15 protein-coding genes are annotated in these 23,657 nt (G+C 45.0%); 4 read left to right on the top strand and 11 right to left on the bottom strand.

Going from position 1 to position 23,657, the window contains the following annotated elements:
- Positions 1-109: 109 nt before the first annotated feature.
- The 10 genes from ACNURT_RS12265 to ACNURT_RS12220 all read right to left on the bottom strand — a co-directional run bounded on the left by ACNURT_RS12265 (position 110) and on the right by ACNURT_RS12220 (position 17,623).
- Positions 110-2,302 (bottom strand): alpha-galactosidase, encoded by a 2,193-nt coding sequence (locus ACNURT_RS12265; RefSeq protein WP_419701982.1) that lies wholly within the window; start codon positions 2,300-2,302, stop codon positions 110-112.
- 585 nt (positions 2,303-2,887) lie between these two features.
- Positions 2,888-4,987: an alpha-galactosidase gene (locus ACNURT_RS12260; RefSeq protein WP_419701981.1), complete on the bottom strand. Its 2,100-nt coding sequence runs from the start codon at positions 4,985-4,987 to the stop codon at positions 2,888-2,890.
- A 16-nt stretch (positions 4,988-5,003) separates the two neighbouring features.
- On the bottom strand, positions 5,004-7,331 hold the full coding sequence (locus ACNURT_RS12255; protein ID WP_419701980.1) for a glycosyl hydrolase family 95 catalytic domain-containing protein: 2,328 nt from the start codon (positions 7,329-7,331) through the stop codon (positions 5,004-5,006).
- Between the two features lie 13 nt (positions 7,332-7,344).
- The gene (locus ACNURT_RS12250) at positions 7,345-8,646 is read right to left on the bottom strand and encodes an alpha-L-fucosidase (protein WP_419701979.1); all 1,302 of its coding nucleotides are present in this window, start codon (positions 8,644-8,646) and stop codon (positions 7,345-7,347) included.
- A 9-nt stretch (positions 8,647-8,655) separates the two neighbouring features.
- Entirely contained in the window at positions 8,656-10,593 is a 1,938-nt protein-coding gene (locus ACNURT_RS12245) for a GDSL-type esterase/lipase family protein (RefSeq protein WP_419701978.1), read from the bottom strand.
- A 315-nt stretch (positions 10,594-10,908) separates the two neighbouring features.
- A complete protein-coding gene (locus ACNURT_RS12240; RefSeq protein ID WP_419701977.1) occupies positions 10,909-13,191 on the bottom strand; it encodes a glycosyl hydrolase family 95 catalytic domain-containing protein in 2,283 nt (760 codons plus the stop codon).
- A gap of 178 nt (positions 13,192-13,369) precedes the next feature.
- Positions 13,370-13,810 (bottom strand): L-rhamnose mutarotase, encoded by a 441-nt coding sequence (locus ACNURT_RS12235; RefSeq protein ID WP_419701976.1) that lies wholly within the window; start codon positions 13,808-13,810, stop codon positions 13,370-13,372.
- A gap of 3 nt (positions 13,811-13,813) precedes the next feature.
- Entirely contained in the window at positions 13,814-15,469 is a 1,656-nt protein-coding gene (locus ACNURT_RS12230) for a sodium:solute symporter family transporter (RefSeq protein ID WP_419701975.1), read from the bottom strand.
- Positions 15,470-15,590: 121 nt separating this feature from the next.
- Positions 15,591-16,820: an enolase C-terminal domain-like protein gene (locus ACNURT_RS12225; protein WP_419701974.1), complete on the bottom strand. Its 1,230-nt coding sequence runs from the start codon at positions 16,818-16,820 to the stop codon at positions 15,591-15,593.
- A 5-nt stretch (positions 16,821-16,825) separates the two neighbouring features.
- Positions 16,826-17,623, bottom strand: coding sequence for an SDR family NAD(P)-dependent oxidoreductase (locus tag ACNURT_RS12220; RefSeq protein WP_419701973.1), 798 nt, complete (start codon positions 17,621-17,623; stop codon positions 16,826-16,828).
- A 345-nt stretch (positions 17,624-17,968) separates the two neighbouring features.
- Between ACNURT_RS12220 and ACNURT_RS12215 the strand changes: the two genes are divergently transcribed.
- Positions 17,969-18,871 carry an AraC family transcriptional regulator gene (locus ACNURT_RS12215; RefSeq protein ID WP_419701972.1) on the top strand — a complete coding sequence of 301 codons (903 nt, stop codon included), beginning with the start codon at positions 17,969-17,971 and terminating at the stop codon, positions 18,869-18,871.
- Between the two features lie 269 nt (positions 18,872-19,140).
- Here the strand turns inward: ACNURT_RS12215 and ACNURT_RS12210 are convergent, their stop codons facing one another.
- A complete protein-coding gene (locus ACNURT_RS12210; protein WP_419701971.1) occupies positions 19,141-20,250 on the bottom strand; it encodes a twin-arginine translocation signal domain-containing protein in 1,110 nt (369 codons plus the stop codon).
- Positions 20,251-20,597: 347 nt separating this feature from the next.
- On the opposite strand from ACNURT_RS12210, the gene ACNURT_RS12205 reads away from it, so the two are divergent.
- From ACNURT_RS12205 to ACNURT_RS12195, 3 genes are all read left to right on the top strand, one after another.
- Positions 20,598-21,977, top strand: a complete 1,380-nt coding sequence (locus tag ACNURT_RS12205) for a sensor histidine kinase (RefSeq protein ID WP_419701970.1) — start codon at positions 20,598-20,600, stop codon at positions 21,975-21,977.
- Positions 21,978-22,233: 256 nt separating this feature from the next.
- On the top strand, positions 22,234-22,611 hold the full coding sequence (locus ACNURT_RS12200) for a response regulator (protein ID WP_370994132.1): 378 nt from the start codon (positions 22,234-22,236) through the stop codon (positions 22,609-22,611).
- Positions 22,611-23,654, top strand: a complete 1,044-nt coding sequence (locus ACNURT_RS12195; protein WP_419701969.1) for an adenylate/guanylate cyclase domain-containing protein — start codon at positions 22,611-22,613, stop codon at positions 23,652-23,654. Before ACNURT_RS12200 ends, ACNURT_RS12195 begins: the two co-directional genes overlap by 1 nt.
- The last annotated feature ends 3 nt before the right edge of the window (positions 23,655-23,657 follow it).

Below are 23,657 nucleotides of genomic sequence, written 5' to 3'. Positions count from 1 at the left end.
TCGTACCCCGTTCCAAATGACAGTTGAAGTTTCGGTTCCCCAGGCACCACTCACTATTCACCACTCACTATTCACCACTCACTATTCACCACTCACTATTCACCACTCACTACCTCGCTTCATCCAGCTCCAACACCACGCTGGTTCTGTTTTTGTCTACACGTGGGTTTACACCTACGTTCATTAAAAAGTCGCCGGTTAATACCAGGTCGTTTTCTATGGGTGATTTCGCACCGGGATAAAGATTGATCTCTTTTACCTGGTATTTTTTCTGCGGATCAAGGCCTTTTAAGCGGATTGGCACATGGGTACCTGTACCGTACCGATTGTTCACCAGGTAATTAAACATCACCGCCTTTGCTTTGGCATTATCTACATACATAATGGATGCCGCGTCGTTATCCCATGGGCTTTGTAAACGGTATTGATCACCGTGCCAGATGGCCTCTTTCAGGTTATCGTAGTTCTTTAGAGCCCCATGAACATAATCCAGGTCCTGCTCGCTCAGTTTACTTACCACAATATCAAAACCCAGTTTACCCATCATGGCTACATCTGTACGGAACTTGAGCGGTTGTTTACCCCAGTCGGTCACGTGGTTTGAGCTGGTGATGGCCGGATAGAAGTAGGAATACTCCCACTGGATAAATATACGTTCCAGCGGATCGGTATTGTCGCTTGGCCAAAACTCGGTGAAGTATTTCAGCGCGCCATAGTCTACACGACCACCCCCGCCTGAACACAGCATCAATGGCACTTTTGGATATTTAGCCCGTACACGCTCCAGCACTTTGTATAAGCCACGCACGTAATCGGTATACAAATGCGACTGATCCTTTTTCAGATAAGCCGAATACGCGTTATAGATCACCGCGTTGCAATCCCATTTGATATAAGCCAGGTCGGGATTTTTGGTGAACAAGTTATCTACTACGCCAAATACAAAATCCTGCACTTTAGGATTAGTCAGATCAAGCACCAGTTGATTACGGAAATATTTTTCGGGACGGTTTGGCTGTTTGATCACCCAATCCGGATGTTTTTCATAAAGCTCGCTTTTAGGATTAACCATTTCGGGCTCAATCCAGATACCAAACTTTACGCCGTTGTTTTGTGCTTCTTTTACCAGCCAGCTCACACCGTCGGGCAGTTTTTGTTTATTTTCCTGCCAGTCGCCTAAGCCTGCATGGTCATCATTACGCGGATATTTGTTGGCAAACCAACCATCATCCAGCAAAAACAGATCGACACCTAACTTCTTGGTATCTTTTAATAGTTCGGCCAGCTTGGTTTCGTTGAAATCAAAATAGGTGGATTCCCAGTTGTTCAGCAGGGTAAGCCTCGAACCTTCGCCATCAACAATTTTGTATTTACGAGCCCAGCGCTGTAATTTCCTGCTGGCATCGCCTTTACCCTGATCTGAGTAGGTGTACACAAAAGCAGGCGTGGCAAACTCTTCGTTCGGTTTTAAATGATATTCAGCCGCGGCGTTGTTGATGCCGGCAATCAGTCGCAGGTTATCAGCCACATCCAGTTCAAAGTCTATCTTGAAATTGCCAGACCATTCTAGCGCACCTAATAGTACTTTACCTTCATCCTCAGTTGCCGGTTTATCTACAGATATAGCAAACATAGATGGCTCGTACAAATTGGCACGCGTACCCAGTTTGCTGTCGATGGTTTTGATGCCGTGAGTCAGCCTGGCTTCTTCGGGGCGCATTTCTTCGGCCCAGTTGCCATGGTATTGTTTCAGCCAAAAGCCATCACCTTTTAAGTTGAGATTGGCCGATGCGAATTTGTTTAATATCACCTCACCCCTTTCGCCATGTTTAATCACCGACCATTGTTCGGTAACATCTTCTTTAAAATAGGTTTTATAAAACAGCTTCACCTCAAAATCATAAACAGGGTCTTTCAGCGTAACGGTTAATAACGAAATATCGTCGGCAACCTTGGTAACCTCATGGCTTACATAAGCCAGACTCAGTGATTTATCACCATTGGCATGGGTAACGGTGATGGCTGGCTCGGAAAGGTTCGCTGAACCAGATGGTGTATAAGCCGAGTTGAGGATGCCGGAGTCGTCCTTTTGGTTATACATTTTTTGGATGCGCGCATACTCGGCAGTGTTGCTCAACCTGGCGCCAAAGTAAACCATCTTCAGATTTTTATTGGCATCAGTTTGCAATACCAGCGCGTTGTGCTGTGTTTCGACCGGGATGGTCACTACCTGGGCAAAACTGCTGCCTGCCGTAAACAGGCCACCCACCAGGCATAAGGGCAGTAAATGATTTCGGAACATTCTTTTCAATTTATAAGGTTATTTTCAGTGTTATATGTTTTATTAATTCTCAAGTGCTGTTCGAAGTCTCTGACTTCGAACTTGTATGCTCGTAGTCTTCAGACTACCCGCTTTCGGTAGTTGCAAACTACAGGTATAATCGTCCGAAGTCAGAGACTTCGGACAGCGGCGAACTTCGGACAGCGATGTGTTCTTCGCTTGGTTAAACACACAGTGCTGTTCGAAGTCTCTGACTTCGAACTTGTATGCTCGTAGTCTTTAGACTACCCGCTTTCTGTAGTTGCAAACTACAGGCATAATCGTCCGAAGTCAGAGACTTCGGACAGCGGCGAACTTCGGACAGCGATGTGTTCTTCGCTTGGTTAAACACACAGTGCTGTTCGAAATCTCTGACTTCGAACTTGTATGCTCGTAGTCTTTAGACTACCCGCTTTCTGTAGTTGCAAACTACAGGCATAATCGTCCGAAGTCAGAGACTTCGGACAGCGGCGAACTTCGGACAGCGATGTGTTCTTCGCTTTGATAAACACACCCCTCCGCCCCTCTCAAGAGGGGATTCGCATGGGCCCAACGCTTTTTTTATATCTATTTCTTAGCATCAATATCCAATTTATACAAAGCCGCGTCGCCGCCATTCAGTTTAAAGCTTAATGTTTTACCCTGAGCATTCCCCTGCAGCAATTCATGTAACTTGTACTGTCCGTCCAAGCCCAGGCGCTTGCCATTCATAGCAAAAGTCTTGGGCTCGTTGCTGTAATTGAAAATGGCAATATAGATACTATTTCCTATTTTCTGGGTAAACATTTCGGAGGCACTTTCGCCGGTATTGCCTTCAACAGGTCTAAACGTTTTACCGTTTTCGATCAGCTTGATGATCCCTGGATTTTGGTACCAGACTTTGGCTCTGTCGCTCCATTGGCCGTGAACAGAAAAATCGTCACCGGTAATAACCGTACCGGTGATAACAACCGATAAAAAGCGGGCACGGTTAGCCCCTTCGCTCTCGGTAGATAACACTACATGATCAGCATCAACATAATTATATAAAAAAGTTTGCCACCAGCCGTAGCTTACGCTGTTAAGGGTGTATTGGGTATCTTTTATGGTTTTAAAGGCATCGCAGGCTATGCGGCGGGTATGTACATAACGCCCGGTTGCCAGGCTTGGCGAAATAGCGGCATAAATAAGCATCTGATCGCCCAGCTTATCGGTCAGGTATTCCATGCCTTTGCGGTAGGCCTGCATGCCGGTGGTTACCGTTGGATCATAAAAGTGTGTCGACTCGGCCGTTGCATGACCTAAAAAGTCGATCTTGATCATTTTAAAACCACAGGCTTTCAGTTTACCTATAGTCAGGTCAATGCGTTCGCGGGTACCGGGATGTGTTGGATCGATAGCACGGGCGCCGTCGATATCATGATAGCTGTTGCCTACTTTTGTCCAGATATCGCCAAAGGTGTATTTGCTGCCGGGCACTTTGCGCTGCGGGCCGTCTTTCCAACCCCAATCGGTAAATGGCGCCCAGTATACGCCAGGTTCCAGGCCTTTATTTTTGCAGTAATCGGCAAATTGTTTCAGCTTGCTGTAATCGCCTTCAGGACCGCCTTTTACCATAAAATCCCAGTAGGAATCCAGGTCGATGAAAGCGGTTTTACCCGTGCGGAAACCGGCCAAACTATCGGCAAAAAAGTCGGCTACTTTGGTGGCTTTTTCATAGGTGAGTTTCTCCTGCATCACGCCCCAGCTGTTCCAGCCTACGGGTGTGGACTTTGTCCAGTTAAACACATAAGGCGGTTCGGCAATGCGGTTGGCTTTGGCATACTCTTCCATGCCGGTGCGCCAGTCGTCAAAATAGCCTATCAGTATTTTTGGTGATTTAACCACATCTCCGCTGATGGTTCCGTGTGCGATGTTATCGCGGGTGACGCTGTTTTCGGTGTACCCGGCCCAAACTTCAACGGCATTACCGCTGTCTTTTTTAGTGGTACTGCGGACGCCTGTTTTCCATACCTCGTGCTCAATGGAGCCTGCTACAAAGCCATTCCGGCTATCGTTGCTGTACACAGCTCCTACTTCGGCGCTCATATTAGTGAACGGGGCTGTAAAAGGTTTGGCATTATAGCGGATAAAAGTATCGTTATCAAAAGGCACAAAAATACTCCGCGCATCACCACTAACCGCGGCTATATTGCCCGAGAACGGGATGATAGAGTTGGTTTGCAGCCCTTTGCCAGAGGCCTCTATTTGGGTGATAAAATATTCGTGCCCAGCGTAGGTATAAAACACCTGTTTAATGGATTTTAAGCCTTTACTGCTTAATGTAATGGTGTAAATGGTGTATTTAACGCCCTTGCCAAAACCATCAGTAATATTGGTTTTAGTAAGGGTACGTGATGTATAATCTTTAGTGGAGATTGTTTTACCATTGAGTGAAATGATGGCGCTTACCTTGCTGTATACCTGATGTTTATTTTTAATAACGGAATACAAGCCGCTTTTTAAGTTGTAGATGATAACGTTACCTGTGCCATAAGGTATTACCACCTGGTCTGCAGCAGCTTGTTTACGTGCCTGCGCCGAAACTATGCTTACAAATGGCAAAGCCAGTAGTAGTAGTGCGAGCACTAAAACCGGCCGGGTTATTTTTTGGATGAATAGGTTTGTTACTATTGCAATAGGCTTCATGTACAGTTTGAATTGTTTAGCTTTTTTGCGCAGTAATATTTTTTATTACCCCGTTTACTTTAACCTTCACGCTGCGCGAATCTGGTGAGGTGATCTTGTAAGTGGTTACCTTACCATCTTTCCAGGCAAAATCAACGGTAAAGTTTCCACGGGCTTTAAGGCCTTTGACAGAACCGGATGCTTTCCAGTTATCGGGTATGGCAGGCAGCAGGTCGATATAACCGGCGTGGCTTTGGATCAGCATTTCGGCAATACCCGCGGTGGTGCCAAAGTTGCCATCGATCTGAAACGGTGGACCGGCAGACAGCAGGTTGGGATAAATACCGCCACCCGAGCCATAATTGATATCGGTACGCGTGGTAGGTTTCATGATCTCGGTAAAGAGCTTATAAGCGCGGTTACCGTCATGCAATCTTGCCCAGAACAACAGTTTGTAAGCGATAGACCAGCTCGGGCCATCGTCACCGCGAACGTTGAGCGTTTTTTTAGCGGCTTCGGCCAGTTTGGGCGTACCATCTGGCGTAATTTCGGAGGCCGGGTAAATACCGTACAGATGCGAGATATGCCGATGCTGAGGTTCAGTTTCCTTATAATCTTCCATCCACTCCTGTATACGGCCATCTTTACTGATGATACCTGGGGGCGGGATCTGTTTTAGCCTTGCCTGCAACATATCGCGGAATGCTTTATCGATGCCCAGGGTTTCAGAGGCGGTAATTACATTGGTAAATAACTCCCGGATGATCTGGTTATCAATAGTCGCGCCGATGCAAATACTGGCGTGACTGCCATCGGGCAGGTAAAAACTATTTTCTGGTGATGAAGACGGCACTGTAAGCAGGTAGCCGCTTTTAGGATCTTTGGTGAGGATACTGCTGTAAAACTGTGCTGATCCTTTTAATATGGGATAAATGCTTTTCAGATAAGCTTTATCATTGGTAAAAGCATAATGATCCCAAAGGTTGCTGCACAACCAGCCCGAACCAGCTTTGGTTACGCCCCAGGAGGCGCTTTCACCGGGTTCTGTCCACCCCCAAACATTGGTGATCACGTGAGCAACCCAGCCATCGGCATTGTAATAGGCTTTCGCTGTACGTTCGCCGGGTTTTACCAGGCCGCGTACCAGCTCAACCAAGGGTAAGTTTAGTTCAGATAGGTTTGATACTTCCACCGGAAAATGGTTCATCTGTACATTCACATCCAGGTGGTAATCGCCGTTCCATGGGGTATGCACCTGGTTGGCCCAAAGCCCCTCCAAGTTTGGCGGCAACAAACCTACGCGTGTACTGCTGATGCTTAAATACCTGCCGAACTGGAAGAATAGTACCGGCATATCTTTATGCTTGCCGGGTTCTTTATGAAAACTGATCAGTTGCTGATCGGTAGTTTCGGTACTTTCCGGCGATCCTAAATTAATGTCGACCCGGTTAAACAGCTTTTGAAAATTGGCGATATGCTGTTGTTTTTGTACGGCATACGGCTTTTTCATAGCTGCATCCAGATCGCGCTGGATCCGTTGCTTAAAATCCGGTTTGCGGAAATCTGTAGCTGCCGATATGTAAATGATTACCTCAGTCGAGTTTTTAACCACCAAACTATTCGCGGTACTGCTTAGCGTGCCACCGGTTAATTTAGCCTTTACGCTGGCCTGGTATTGCATACCCTTACCATCGGTGCCGTTATCCAGCCTACCTTGCAATAACAGTGTGTTACCACTGGTGCTGGTTGCCGAGCGTTCCGGACGGGAGATATTGATACTAAAATTGAGTTTGCCGGGTTTATCAGCCGTTAGCCTGATCATATCCACATCATCGCCAAAACTGGTAAAATATTCGCGTTTGTAGGTAACGCCGTCAACCTGATAGCTGGTATTGGCTACTGCTGTATTGAGGGATAATGCTCTTTGGTAGTTCGTAGCCTGCGCATCGGATTTACCATAGTCAAATTTCAGGTCCAGATCGCCCAAAACCTGGTAGCAGCCCCATTGTGCACCGCCCGAGCCCGGGCCCTTGCACACAAAGTCCTTATCGATAAGGGCCTGTGCCTCTACATTTTTACCGGCTAACAGCAGTTCTTTTATCTTCGGCAGCTGTTTATAGGCCTCATAGTTGTTGGCATCCTGCGGCGAACCCGACCACAGGGTAATATCATTCAGCACGATCTTTTCATCGTTCACCCCGCCGTCGGGCATCATACCCAGGCGACCGTTACCCAGGGGCAAAGTTTCTTCCCAAACTGCGGCGGGTTTGTCGTAATGCAATCTCAATGCTTGTTTTTGTGCAAAACTCAGCGTTGAGCTTAATAACAGCATGCTTGTTATTGATGTGAGACGTTTGGATATCATTAGTTTTAAGTAATTAGGCTTTGGTAGATATTACCGGGAGGTTCTGAGCGCTTTTGTTAAGATCGAGAACAATCACCGAGCAATTTTCATCGGGCATGATTGCAGGCAGGGTAATCTGATAATTGTTTTTATCTGCTTTAATAACTACAGCGTCCCCATTCATAAAATAGGACTTGTTGATCTTAACACCCGGAATAGCTGGAATAGTCAGCACCCCATCTTTGCGCTGAAAAACATGCAGGTATATTTTATTGCCCTTACGGGTAGCCGCATAGACGGCATTAGGGGCATAAGGCCCTCCCTGGGTACTGTAAATGCTTTCGCCGTATTGTTTTAACCATTCGCCCATTTCCTGCAGGCGTTTTACCTGCCGGGCTTCGATGTGTCCATCCATGGCTGGGCCAACATTAAACAACAGGTTGCCATTGCCGGCCGCGGTGGTTACCAACGTCTGGATGCATTGTTTCAGCGATTTCATCTGGTCGTTCGGTTTCCAGGCCCATTGATTACAAATGGTGATGCAGCTTTCCCAGGGTTCATTCATATTGATCTCCCCTATGCGCTGCTCTGGGGTCAAAAAGTCGCCTACCGATTCCTCATTCAGCTTTTCGCTAATCTTACCCAGCCTGTTATTGACAATAACATTTGCATCAACACTTTTGATAAACTGGTATATTTCTTTACCGTCTTCTTTTGTCCATGGCTTTTCCCAATAGCCGTCAAACCAAAGCATAAAGGGTTTGTATTTGGTGATCACTTCCTTCAGCTCATTTTTCATGCGGCTTTTAAAGGCAGTCATATTACCTGTAACGTTTTTAGTAGAGTCGTAAGGGTTATGGATAGGATAATCAGGATCATGCCAGTCCAAAACAGTAAAATAGATACAAAAGGTTACGCCTTGTTTTTTACAGGCTTGTGCCAGCTCGCCCACGATATCTCTTTTAAATGGCGAATTAGATATGTTATAATCTGAAAAAGCGGTTGGCCATAAACAAAAACCATCGTGATGCTTTGCGGTAATAACCAGGTATTTCATACCGGCATCCCTGGCTGTTTTTACCCAGGTATCGGCATTAAATAATTGGGGGTCAAACTCATGGTACAGGTTGTCATAATCGGCCTGGGCCACTTCCTTGTTGCGGCTCCAGCCAATTTCGGTGCCGCGTTGTGTTACCGGGCCAAAATGGATAAACATGCCAAAACGTTTGTCCATAAACTGATCCATAACCACTTTGGGTGTTTTAACTTCCTGGGCAAATGCCGCGAAAACGCTTAATGCCAGGCCCATGATCAGCGCCGCTTTTTTCTTCATCATATTTGGGATTTACTTATTGTTTACCAAAAAATGGACTATCCGGCAGGCATGACCCTTGCTCGCATTGTTCTTTTTGTCGCTGATCTTAATTTTGAGTATATGGCTGCCATTGCTCAAATTATCGCCCAGTAAATGATAAATGGGCAGGTGCAGCCAACTGCTAAACTCGGTGAACAGGTCCTTATCTTTATATGGGCCATTATCAATCGCATAGGATATGGTGCCTGCATCTCCGCCGGCTACCACGGCAATACCTACCGCGTTACCTTTAAATGGCAGCGAAAGTTCTGAACCCGGTTCATCGGCATTCAGTACCGGCACGTGTACAAAACCTGCACGGGTTGAAAGACCATCCTTCGGACTCCAATCAGGCGTGATCTGCCAGCCTTTGCCCAATTTGGCATTCGTAAGATCATAGTAGCTGCCGTTTTCATAGCGGGCTTTATCGATTACCTGTGGCATAGGCATCTTAAACGGTGCTTTGTATTTGTCTTCCACACATTCCTGTAGTAAGGTTCTGATGGTAGCGAAGTAAAGCTCCTGCCCGTAATGTGCCGGGTGGATATCTTTAAAATCATCGGCCCAGGTGAGCTCTTTATTTTTGATCTTGTCGTTTACTTCCAGCGCCAGGTTTACATAAGGCAGGTTATAGTGTTTGGCTATCAATTCATGGTTGAATAATTCTGGCGATAATTTGCCTTTGGCATAGTTTTCAATTTTTTGCTGATCAACAAAGGCCATCAGTATCACGTCGGTATATGGGTTGGCGTTGCGGGCGTGCCTCACAATACCTTCCAACGCGCGTACCTGGGTGGTGCTGTCGGTACCGCGATCATTCACGGCCGCTTCTAAAAACAGCAGATCGGTTTTGCCCGAATCCAGTATATCGCGCTGTACGCGGAAAGCATGTGGCAAACTACCGAGTGAAGGTATCCCGGCGGCTATAAAGTGAAAATCGGTTTCGGGATAAGTTTCTTTTAAATACCGGCAGATCTTATTGCGCCAGCCCGGGTTAAAGGTGATGGATCCTCCTAAAAATGAAACCGTGGCTTTCTTTTTAACCGTAACCGCATAATAAAAGTTATTCAGCTTGCTGGCCGTGTTTACATAATTACTGTACGGCAGTGCATTTTTTACCGGGTACGAATTGCTGTAGATAAAATCGGCGTAATAATCCGGGCGATCAATTTTAACATGGTGACCTTGCAGTTCCACAGGTCCCTGGGTTATAGGCTGAATGCTCACCGGGCCGCCCAAAGCCAGGTAGTTTTTGGCAAAGGGATAAGTATTTTCGTCGGGCGGCACCAGTTTGTCATTCAATCCGATGGTATGCAGCACCGGCACACGGAACGAGGCCAGCCCTTCCAGGTTATCTATAGGATTATCTTTATAAGCCAATGCCTGCTCTTCGGTAAAATGATATATTTCTTTTAACTCTTTCCAGCTATTCGCATCACCCGGACCTTTCCCCTTGCCGCCGGGCCAGCTTTTGAAATCGCAAACCGGGGTTTCGCCATAAATACAGCTTACCTTATCGGGATTGCGTTTGGCCCAGCCATACACATAAAGACCACCACGGCTCACCCCTTCCAGCGCAACTTTGTGGGCAAATGATTGTTTTTCGGTTAAATAGGCATAGAATTTATCCCAAACCTGCAATGCCCGCGGAGCGCCATATTGATTATCGACATTCACAAAGGCAACGTAAAATCCTCTGGTAAGTAATATGCTGTCAATTTCGGTATGCCAGTCGGGGAAGGAGGCGCGCCATACCCAGGGATTACCGGGCAGCGGATGCGCAGGTTTTACAAAATAGGCATCATGCCCATCAATGCTTACAACTGTTTTTTCAAAACCTTTCCAAAGGTTGGTTTTGTCCTGAGCTTTTACCGGTAAGAAAGCGCCGAACGATATCGTTAAAATAAATAGGTATTTAAAGTTTATCATGCCTTGTATTCTGTTATAATGGTTTTGCCGGAAGGCTTTTACTGGTTTGGTAAATGTATTGGCTAATTGTATCTCAAAAAATGGATAAATCTTTGAAGTAGATGGACAATTCCCCTTGCCTCACATGTCGTAGACTTCTCACCCGACCATCGCTGCGCTCGGTCACCCTCTCTCCGCCTTTGGCGCAAAGAGGGGATTTGAAAAAATAGAAATAAAAATAAAGAATTCTCAACCCTCTTTACCGCAAAGCGGAAGAGAGGGTCGCCCAGCGAAGCGCAGACGGGGTGAGTCGATTCTGCGATATGCCTATCTTGTTCAGTTCCCCACAAAATCATAAACCTTACCCGCATCCGTTTTAAAACTATAAGCCACATCATTGCCTGCTCCATCGGCTTTTGACACCTGTACATTGGTTTTTAAAGCATTTGGGCTTTGCAGTTTACATTCGCCGCCTGCTAATGATTTAATGCTGAGCTTAGTAATTTTGCCGTCTTTCCACTCCATATTACTGATCTCGAAATCGCCACGGGCACGCAAGCCTTGTACACTGCCCGTTAGCCATGCTTTTGGTAATGCGGGCAATAGTTGCAGTTCGCCGGTTTGGCTTTGCAGCAGCATTTCGGTTACCCCAGCGGTATAACCAAAGTTTCCATCGATCTGAAACGGCGGATGAGCGCAGAAAAGATTGGAATATAAACCGCCGCCTTCATTATAATTCACTCCGGAACCACCTACCAACGTTATAAAATTATTCAGAATAGTATAGGCATGGTTGCCATCCTGTAAACGGGCCCAAAAATTCATTTTCCATGCCATCGACCAGCCTGTTGATACATCGCCACGGGCAAGTAAGCTTACTTTGGCAGCCTTAGCCAGCTCAGGTGTTTTTAAGGGGCTGATCCTTCTTCCCGGATGCAGGCCAAACAGGTTTGAGGAGTGGCGGTGTTTGTCATTAGGATCGTCACGATCGGTTTCCCATTCCTGTAGTTGTCCCCATTTACCAATCTTGGGCAACAGGAGGTGCTCCCGCATATCGGCAACATGGTCACGATATGCCTTATCCATACCCAAAACATCAGCAGCTTCAATGTAATTGGTGAACAGATCATACACTATTTCCTGGTCGTAGGTAACTCCATCTTCAGTTGGCCCATGCTCGGGCGACCAGCCCAGCGGTGATACCAGCGTTCCGTCGGGACGGCGTTTCAGGTGATCGTCCCAAAATTCCACTACTTCTTTTAAAATGGGATAAGCAAAGTTTTTAAGATAGGTTTTGTCGAGCGCAAAGGCATAAGGCTCCCAAATGCCCTGCATATACCAGGCGCTGCCAGGAGTGTTCCACAAAAAGCTGGAACCACCGTAAATATTATTCTCGGTTTTTACCGTCCAGCCGCGAACGCCTGGGTATTGTTTGCGGGTGCTTTCCTTTTTCACCTCGCGCATACTGTTTATATAATCAATGTATGGAACATAACATTCCCAAAGATTGGTTGGTTCGGCCAGCCAGTAATTCATCTGGATATTGATATTGGAGTGGTAATCGCTGCGCCATGGTGGATTATTACTTTCGTTCCATAAACCCTGTAAGTTAGCGGGTAATCCACCTTTACGTGATGAACTGATGAGCAAATATCTGCCGTATTGATATAATAAAGCTTCTAACTGCGGGTCGCCTTTGTTTTTATAAGCGATAAGACGTTTATATGTGGGTAAAGCAGCTTGATCAGCCGGGGTATTGCCCAGATCAATAGCCACCCGACCGAATAAGGCCTGGTAATCCTGTAAATGGGCTGTTAACAATTGAGTAAAGGTTTTACCAAGAGTACCAGCAAGTGCCTGTTTTACTTTCATGCCAGGGGCTTCACCGCGCCAATGTTGTTCGCGCTGGTTGCTGTAATCGGTAGCTGCAGCCAATAATATGGTAAAACCATCAGCTTTGCTGATCACTAATTGTGATCCGCCTTTACCGTCCGGTTCGGCGTAGGTAGAACCGCCTTCTGTTTTAATAGTTACCTCGCTATCATAGGCCAGGCCATTATCTAACTTGCCGGTAATTTGCAATGTTGTACCATTGGCAGCAACCACCGAGTTATGGGCATCTTTTAATTTAATGGTAGCAGAATAAGCGCCCTTTTTATCAGCGCCAAAATGCAGCACCATCACCTTACCGGGAAAGCTGCAAAAATATTCACGGTTGTAAGTTACACCAGCATCGGTATAGCTGATTTGCTGTACCGCCTTACTGATATCCAGCTCACGGCGATAATTTGCGGGTATTTTTTGGGTAGAATCTTTACCCTTAAAGTCGATGTACAGATCGCCGAAGGCCTGGTAGGCGCCGGTTTCGTTTTCGTCGCCTGTCCATAAACTGATCTCGTTAAACTGGATATGTTCCTGCGCCAGTCCGCCGAATACCATACCGCCTATGCGGCCATTACCGATGGGATAGGCTTCAGTCATCCAGGTTTTAGCGGGTTTATCATCCCAAACCATCAAACTTTTTTGATGCAGGCCCGGGTTTACCTGCTGGGCACCTGCGGTAAACACCCATACGGTTTGCGTTAAAAAAAGCGAAAAACAAGCAATCTTTTTAATCATCAGAAAAGAAAATTTATGTGTTTAATTGGTTTTATTGCTTGCTCCGGCATTCATACCGTATTCTATCTCCAAAAGCACCCAGATGTAGCAATTGGGTTAAAAATATAAATTAAATGTAATACTTACAGTTTTAATTTAAACACATATGATATTTGTTACATTTTACCGGATATCATGATCAATCGGTATGGAAAACCTCTTCCATATTTTGCCATATTTTTTGCTGGGCGGCTGCTTCGGGCAGTGGATTTTGTGTAGGGTTAGTTTCTTTCCACCAGCGTTGTGTGGTCGTATCGGCAGCCATCAGGGCCATGTCCTTATCAAAATCAGTCCCCGCATATTCAAAATAGCTGAACAGGAAATACCTGCCCTCTATTTTTTGAATGTAGATAGAATAGTTGCGGATGTTGCACGCTTTGATCTTTTTTAATACCCCCGGCCAGGCTGCTGTGTGAAGTTTTTTATAGTAAGCCATCTTTTCGGGTTTTAAGCCGGTAACCATGCCAAAGCGTTTTACTTTGATGGTATCAATTGCTGATTGTTGTGCTTGCTGATGATTACACGCGGTGAAAGCCAGCAGGCAGATGATCGCTATGCAGCGTTTATTTATATACATCATTGGTTATCTAAAAATGTAAAAAAGCACTACCATAATTAATACCAGCAATACCGAGAGCACTTTATAATTCCCCAAACCACTCCATGCAGGGCCGCGTAAAGGCTCCCATGGTGATCGCCAATACAATACCGAGCTTTCTTTGGTATGTATTACCGGGTAGGCATAGGATAGGGTTACCTGTATCAGCACACAGATCACAAAAAGATAAAAAGCCATCATCATGAAGGGGATCTGTCCTATCGCGGTATCCGGGAACAGCTTATTCATGGCGAATACGATCACTCCAATAGCAGAACCTATCCACAAAGTATATTTAGCCGATACCGCCGAAGCTTTTTCCCAGAATACCCCCAGCAGGAACACGCAGGTTATAGGTGGAGCTATGTGTGCGATAATATCATTTAAACCATCGAAAATACTGCCGTACCGGTTAAGCAAGGGCAGCAAGGCCAGCGATAAAACCAGCGATATGCCGGCAGCTATTTTGCCCACTTTTACCAGCCCGGCATCGTTTGCCTCCGGCTTGTATCTTTTATAAATATCATAGCTCACAATGGTAGAGATGGAGTTTAAAGCACCCGAAATCTGGCTCATTAAGCCGGATAATAAGGCAGCAACCAACACCCCTATCAATCCCTGTGGAATTAACTGCGTGATCATGAGGGTGTAGATCCCTTTGCTGTCAACCACCTCTTTCCCTGCAACAACTGTTTTTAATGCCGAAATATCCAGGTGACCGCTTTGGGCCAGCGTGTAGGCAAACAGACCGGGCATCACAAAAATAAAAACGGGTAATATTTTAATAAAGCCGCAAAATAAAGGTCCAACGCGGGCATGGTTCTCGTCCTTTGCACCCAGCACACGCTGCACAATGGTTTGATCGGCACACCAATACCAGATCCCTAATACAGGATAACCCAAAAATACTGCATACCAGGGCATACCGCTCGGATCGCCATGAGGACGCAGCATCGAGAGCTTATTCAGTTCGCCGGTATGTTTCAATACATCAACCATGGGTTCCCAACCACCCATTTTATTGTACGCGGCAATGCTCATAATAATAGCGCCGCCCAACAGTACCAGGGTTTGGATAGATTCAGTCACCACTACAGCGGTTAGGCCACCAACAATAGTATAAATGGTAGTAATGATGGAGATAACGATAACGCTGGTATACATATCAACCCCAAAAAGCGTATGCAGCACCACCCCACCAGCCAGTAAGGAAAAAGCGATATGAATCAGCACTGCAGATACTACCGATATAATAGCCAGCCAATCTCGACTGGCACGGTCATATCTTTTCTCTAAAAAATCGGGCAACGTAGCCACGCCAGATTTAATATAGAACGGAGCGAAGAACAAAGCCAGTAATATGAGCGTAAAGGCCGCCATCCACTCAAAATCGCCATTGAGCAGCCCCTTGTCAAAACCGCTTTGCGCCAGGCTTACCAAATGCACACAGGATATATTAGTAGCGAACAGCGCTAAACCGATCATAGGCCAGCGCAGTTTTTTACCGGCCAAAAAGTACTCCCCCGCCTCGTTATTGTTATTCCGGGTTTTACGCAGATGGCGGATGCCCGACCATAGCCCTATGATAAAAATAAAGGCGATGTATAAGGCACTGATAACTAAATCGGGAGTGTGGATCATGTTCTTTTTAAACTCTAAATTCTAACTACTAAATTCTAAACTCTAAATTGCCAGGTAATTTTAACTCACCACTCACCACTCACCACTCACCACTCACCACTCACCACTCACCACTCACAACTCACCCTAATGCAATCAGATCGCAGCTGCTGCCGGGCTCCTGCGGGGTGATGTATACGCCATTACTGATATGCACTGGGTTTACAAAATGCTGCTGCAAATGTGGTATATGCTCTAAAAACAAAGCTTCGTGCCCCATAGCAATATGGTTGAACAATACCAGATGCTGGTGCAGCTGCCCCATATCGCCCACGTGCGGTACAACCGGTACACCATATTTTTTGCATAACAGGCTTACGGTTATAAATTCGCTTACCCCGCCTACACGCACCGCATCCACCTGGATAAAGGAGGCACAGCCGGTTTGCAGGTAGTTTTTAAAGATGATCTTATTGGGCACGTGCTCACCCAAGGCCAGTTTTACCGGGGCTACAGCATCGGCCAGGGTTTTATGGGCCAGTACATCATCCGGATGAGTAGGCTCCTCTACCCAATAAGGGTTCATGCTTTTGAATTTGTTGCAGATTGATATAGCCTGCGGCAGGTTCCATTGCTGGTTGGCATCCAGCATAACCTTTATGCTATCACCCGCCACTTCCCGTACGATGTGCGCCCTGCGGATATCCCTTTCCGGATCAACAGAACCCACTTTAAGTTTCATTGCGGTGAAACCTTCTTCCAGCGCTTTCTTACAGTTCTCCCGCACTTTTTCATCGGAGTAGTTGAACCAGCCAATAGAAGTATCATAGCCCGGATAGCCTGTTTGTAAAATATTTTCCCGTTGACGATTGGTTGACCTTTGATTCGTCAGCATTTGGATGGCTTGCGCGTGGGTCAGTTCATCTTCCAGGTACGAAAGATCAAGCGTGGCCACGATTTGCTCGGGTGAAAGATCAGTCAGTAATTTCCATAAGGGAACGCCTCTCTTTTTGGCCCAAAGATCATAACAGGCATTGGTAACCGAAGCCAGGGCCAGGTGTACCACACCCTTATGCGGACCCAGCCAACGGAATTGCTGATCATTTGACAATTGGTTAAATAAGCGACCAAAATCAGCCATGGTCTCTTCAATATCTTTACCCGTCAGTTTGCTCGCATAATAATGGGCGGCTTTGCAAACCAGGTCGTTGCCTTCGCCAAGGGTAAAGGCAAAGCCTGTGCCTGTTAGTCCGCTATCGTCAAACAAACGGGTTACCGCATAGGAATAAACCGGGTTGGTATGTATAGCATCACTTCCGGCGCTACCGTCAAGGGCGTAGCGTACGTCTTCAACTTGAATATTTTTTATCATATATTTTAGTTCTGTTTTAATGGGTTTGCCGGATCAATAATACGGCGATAACCCAACTCGGCCCCGCCGCTTATGGGTAAAATACAGCCTGTAATAAAACGCGCTTGTTCAGATACCAGGAACAAACAGGCATCAGCCACTACATTACCTTCGGGGCAATACCCCAAAGCGTGTATACCATTCAGGTAATTTTCAATAGTGAGCGGATCAGGCTGCTGCTGGCTCCAGCTGCGTAACATGGGCGTCCATACACCTGCCGGAGCAACCGCGTTCACCCGGATACCGTAAGAAGCGTAATCAAGCGCCATGGATTTGGTGAGTGCATTTACAGCCCCTTTGGTGGCGCTATATGCCGCGTGGATCTCCTGCCCTATCTCCCCAACAAGGCTGCTCGTATTCAAAATATTCCCCTTAGTTTTTTTGAGCTCATCAATACCAAAGCGGGTGGTGTTATAAATACCTTTTACATTCACATCAAATAGCCTATCCCATTCTTCAGCGGTAGTTTCGTGTACAGTCTTTGAGGGATTTGATATACCGGCATTATTATGGATCACATCAATGTTACCAAAAACAGTCACTGTTTCGGCAATGGCCTGCTGCATATCGTAGGCTATGGAAACATCAGCTTTTATAAACAATATCCCGCCTGCGGATAGTTTTGCCTTTGCTTCCAAAATACTGGTTTCATTATTGGAGATGATACTTAACCGCGCCCCGGCAGCGCTGTAAACTTTGGCGCATTCCAGACCAATACCCTCGGTACCACCGGTCAAAAAAATCACTTTATTTTTGAGTAACATATATTTTTATAGTTAAATCAGTATCAGGTCAGCTACATAATGTGTGGCTTTTCAATACATCACTTCCTTAAAATTTATTAACAGTACGGTTAAATTGATGCTTATAGAACAATTCAAAAGTAAAGCCCTATACTATTGTTTATAATAGGCAAAACATTTTTTTTAATGGATTATTCAATTAAAAACAAACAGATAAGTGTTGAATATTGGCAAAATGCTGTCACCAGTATACAATATGCCATATAGGATTGTATTTGCAGATTGTTTTGTCTATAATAGCATTATATATTACGTACAGATCTTTTGATGATGTAATATTCCACTACAAAACCAATTGTTATCTTCATGAACAGCAGCTTAAAAAGACGGGATGGCTTTATAGGGGAAAAGATGTTGGCTATTCCGCAAAAAATACTGCGGGAAGCGAAGGACAAAAACCCGGAGCTTTTCCAGATCTATATTACGTATATGGGCTATTTCCCAAAAGCAGCCGCACATTACCGCGAGCGCCGGAAGGGTTGCGAGGACAATATCCTTATTTATTGCCTGCAGGGAAAGGGGCATTATATATTGGATAATAAGCGTTATGAGGTAACATCAAACCAATTCATCATTATACCGGCTACGGACAAATACATCCGCTACTGGGCCGATAAGCACGATCCATGGACAATTTATTGGGTACACTACACCGGTGAAAATATCCAAACCCTTAACCAGTCGCTCAACCTAAATGCCAACAAGGGCCCTATACCCATACCTTTTAATGAAAAAGCCATAGAGGTATGGCAAAACATTTATCAAACATTGGAAATGGGCTACAGCACAGAGAACTTGTGCAACGCCAGTTTTTGCCTACACCATTTGATAGCTACATTTCTGTTTCCCCAGCGACATGTGCAAAATGACAAAGAGGAAGATGGTGATATCATTACCAAAACCATCAATAATATGCGCGGTAATATCAGTCAAAAGCTCACTGTGGAAGATATGGCCACCAGGCATAGTTTATCGGTATCGCATTTTTCCAATATCTTCAGAAAAGCTACCGGCATGCCGCCCATTGATTATTTTATCCACTTAAAAATGCAAAGAGCCTGTCAGCTGCTTTATACTCATGATGATAAAATAAAAATAATAGCCACCACCCTTGGTTATGATGACCCTTATTACTTTTCGCGCATCTTTAAAAAATACGTTGGCTCATCGCCGGAGCAGTACCGGGTTACAGCGAAAAACACGGGCTAACCTCAATTCGCTCAAACTGACAGACCCTTTTTGGATATTATTTGTTTGTTATGTCTATGGCGATACCGACTCATCCCGACATCGCTGCGCTCGCCACCCCTCTCTCCGCTTCGCGCATAGAGGGGATTTTCGCCCTTCTATGCGGCGAAGCCGCAAAGAGGGTGGTCCAGCGTAGCGTAGACCGGTGAGTCTGCTCCGCCACTTGTTTTTAACCTTGTAGTTTATGGGCTATTACTCTCAAGAGAAGGGGTCAATGAATGAAATAATTATTACACCCGTGTCAATTTCACCGGAGCGGTGTGGTAAGCGTTCCATTGGCATACGTAAACATTTTTGTCCTCGTCAACACAAACATCATGGCCGTGCTGAAAAATTGGATTAACCGCTTGTAGAGTTTGCTGCAATACGCCATTCTTATAAACAGGTGCAGCTCCGCCTGGATTTGATACTACTTTGTTATTCGCATCCAATACCGTTACAAAACCCGAATAATCAAAACGTTTGCCGGCTGCATCTTTCGACCAGCATACGCCCGCGTAAATATTTTGCTCGTTGATCACCGCCCGGCAAACGTACATGCCCGGCATATCAATACGTTTAATGAATTTACCATCGAGTGTAAATACCTTAAAGCAGTTTTCCTCGCGCGAGGTACATATTAGTGTAGGGTTGTTTTTATCGCGGGTGTCAACTGTTACACCATGCGCATTCACCAGGTTATGATCTTTATTGGTATTGTGATGACCGCCAAAATGATTGATATATTGCCCTTTGCTATTATAATGGATAATATAATCGGAGCCATAACCATCGGCCACATAAATATCACCGTTGGGCGCTACAGCGGTCTCGGTTGGTTTAAAAGGCTCATCATCCTTATAAATACCAATGGTGCGCGGGTGGCCTATGGCAAATATCAGTTTGCCATCGAGTGTGGTTTTCAGCACCTGGCCTGATTGGCCATAGTTGTTACCCGTTCTGTCCAGGGCCCAGCCGCAATCGGTCAATAATAAAAAGTCCTCGCCTCCTTCTTTGCTGATACTTAAACCATGACCACCAGGCAGCGATGTACCCCAATAATCAAGCAGTTTGCCCGATTTATCAAATATCAGGATGTTGTTATGGGTATGGTCGCCCAGCATAATGAGGCGGCCTTTACTGTCCTGTACCATTTCGTGGCAATTGGCCAGCGGATTACTGTTCACGCTGATCTTCGCCCAGTTTTTATCGGCCTTGTAGGTAAACTCTCCCTGTCCGATGGTTTGGTCATTTGGTTTCATATCCTGATGTAATATAGCAAAACTTTTTGCGGGGGCGGCAGCAACCAGGGCGGATGCAATGGCCGAATTCTTTATAAAATTTCTTCTCGATTTCTCCATGGACTTATAATTGTTCTATTGTATGAACATAATGCTAAGGTAGTATATTTTCTTTCAAAATATCAATGTATCCCAACTCAAAAACAGAAATTATTTATCGGTTAATTTAAGAGAGTGGTAATAAACAGGTTTTGAAAACTTGTTGTATTTTTCGCGGATATTTAAAAACATAACCGGGCAAACACCCGGAACGTATAAAAAAACAGCCGGCAGATATAAAATTGACTGTAATATATATCAACAGTTAATACATTTAATATCTTTGAGATGAGGATAGGCCGTTATTTAGCTTAAAACTGATAATTTTATCACGTACTATTACCAAAACCAGTATTAACTAACTCTATATGACGGGAGGCGAAGCTTTTGTTACCATTTTTCTGATCACGCAACTGCGCAAAACCTTAAAAAGGGAGGGTATAAACTCCCCCTGGAATCAGTATCTCCTGTATGTAATGTATGCCGCTATGGCGCTGCTGATCATGAGCTATACTTTTGACAGCAAGATATTTGCACATTTACTGGGCTATTTGCTTACCATAGGTGTTGTTGCCCTTCCATATGTCAGGGATGAATTTAAGTCAAACCGTCCTGTTGTCAATTCAGTGATTCCTTTTGTGGGGGTTGGCTTTTTAACTTTTCTGTTCGAGCATTTATTTCCCAAATTATACGATAGCCTTGACAACATTTTTCAGAGCGCCATATGGTTTGCTATAATTTGGTTCTGCGCCATGTGGTTTATCAACCGCAGACAAAACAAAGCGCTTGAAGTTGAACGGATCAAAAGGCGAAACGAAGAAGAGCAGAACCGCATGATGGCCGCCATGAAAGTTAATCTGGAAAGCCAGGTGAAAGAGCGTACAGCGGAACTTACCCACCAAAAAGAAGAATTGCAACAAGCCCTGGCCGAGCTGAAAAGCACCCAGGCCCAACTGGTGCAACAGGAAAAAATGGCATCATTGGGCGAGCTTACCGCCGGTATAGCGCATGAAATACAAAACCCTTTAAACTTCGTTAATAACTTTAGCGAGGTAAGTATCGAATTACTGGATGAGCTTAAGGAGGATATTTTCACAAAGCTGCCCGATGATGCAAAGGAAGATGCGGATGACATCATCAATGATCTTACCCAAAATCTTTCTAAGATAAACCAGCATGGTAAACGTGCCGATGCCATTGTGAAAGGCATGCTGCAACATTCGCGCGCCTCAACCAGTAAAAAAGAACCGACCGATATTAATGCCCTTGCCGATGAGTATCTGCGTTTAAGCTATCATGGCCTGCGCGCTAAGGATAAATCATTTAACGCGGGCATGAGAACGAGTTTTGATGAAACCATTGGCAATGTAGATGCCATGGCGCAGGACCTGGGGCGGGTATTGCTTAATCTGTACAACAACTCGTTTTACTCTGTAGCCGAAAAGAAAAAATTGAAAGGCGATGGGTATGAACCCATGGTAAATGTAACCACTAAACATGTAACATTGACCAATGGCCACAGTGCGGTTGAAATTACAGTAAGCGATAATGGTATGGGGATCCCGCAAAAGGTTCTTGATAAAATATATCAGCCATTTTTCACCACCAAACCTACCGGACAGGGAACCGGCCTGGGGTTATCCATGAGCTATGATATTATTACCAAAGCCCATAATGGTGAACTGAAGGTAGATACCCAGGAAGGTGAGTACGCCAAATTTACTATCACCATACCTGTAAATGGGTAGAATTTGAGGAGGAAGGACTTTGGGAACAAAGATTTTTGGAACAAGGAACAAAGACTTGAAGAGTAAAGAATAAATGGAACAAAGATTTTTGGAACAAGGAACAAGGACTTGAAGAGTAAAGAATAAATGGAACAAGGATTTTTGGAACAAAGAGCAAGGACTTGAAGAGTAAAGAAAATTTTGATGATTTTTAAAATCACTAATTCACTAATTCACTAATTCACTAAATCACTAATTAAAATAATTCACTAATAAATTGAAAATACTTGTTGTTGATGATGAGGCCGATGTACAGCCATTATTTACCCAGCGTTTCCGGAAGGAGATCAAAAGCGGCGAAATGGCCTTTACATTCGCGTTATCTGGTGAAGAGGCCATGGGATATTTGGAACAAAACCATTCTGAGGTGATCCTTATTTTATCAGACATTAATATGCCGGGGATGAGCGGACTGGAGCTACTTAAAAACATCAGAAGCACTTATGAAAAACCGCCGCCGGTAGTGATGATGATAACCGCTTATGGCGATGATGAAAATTACAGACAATCCATGGATCTGGGGGCTAATGATTTTTTAACCAAGCCCCTTGATTTTAATACGCTTAAAGACAAACTAAAACATATAGAACAATAATGGCCAAGATACTGGTGGTTGATGACGAATCGGATCTGGAATTGCTCATCAAGCAGAAATTCAGAAAAAAGATCAGGGAAAAGGTATTTGATTTTGTATTTGCCCAGAATGGTTATGACGCGCTAAAAAAACTGGCCGAAGAGCCTGATATTGATGTGGTTTTAAGCGACATCAACATGCCCGAAATGGATGGGCTCACCCTGCTTACTAAACTGCCAGAGGCTAATCCGATACTAAAAGCGGTCATGGTATCGGCCTATAGCGATATGGAAAATATCCGTACCGCCATGAACCGGGGTGCCTTTGATTTTGTATGTAAGCCCGTTAATTTCGACGATCTGGATATTACCATCGAAAAAACGCTGCTGCATGTTATCGAGCTTAAAAAAACTATGCAGGCCATCAAGGAGAATAACATATTGCGTATGTATGTTGATGAGAATGTTTTAAACTTTATGACTCACAAAGAGTTTGAAACCAGCCTGCTCTCTAACGAAACCATCGATGCAACCGTTCTGTTTATCGATATATGCGGCTTTACGGCCATATCAGAGCATGTGCCGGCCAACAATGTGGTAAGCCTGGTTAACAAGCTGTTTGATGTAATGGTGAAAGAGATCATAGCGCAAAACGGGCATATTGATAAATTTATGGGCGATGCTGTAATGGCGGTTTTTCGTGGCGAATATCACCTTGACCGGGCTATTGATGCAGCCCTTGCCGTACGCGAAAAAATGCACACCGCCGAAGCCATAGTTTATGGCGATAAAACTTTTAAGCCCGAGGTCTCTATAGGCATCAACTCAGGCGAAATGATCTCAGGAAATATCGGTTCAGCTTCGTTAAAACGGTTGGATTATACCGTAATTGGCGATGCCGTTAATTTGGCACAGCGCTTACAGTCGGTAGCTCAGCCCAATCAGATCATTGTTACCGAAGAGGTTTACGAAAAAGCAAAAGAATCATTCGAACTCAACAAAATTGGCGAAGTAAGCCTAAAAAACAAAGCCAAGCCTGTGGAGATATACGAGGTGGTTTCGTAAGCC

The sequence above is a fragment of the Mucilaginibacter sp. NFX135 genome (genome assembly GCF_048565145.1).
Classification (GTDB): Bacteria; Bacteroidota; Bacteroidia; order Sphingobacteriales; family Sphingobacteriaceae; genus Mucilaginibacter.
Note: the sequence above shows the minus strand (reverse complement) of the source record. Positions and strands in the feature narration are given on the sequence as shown.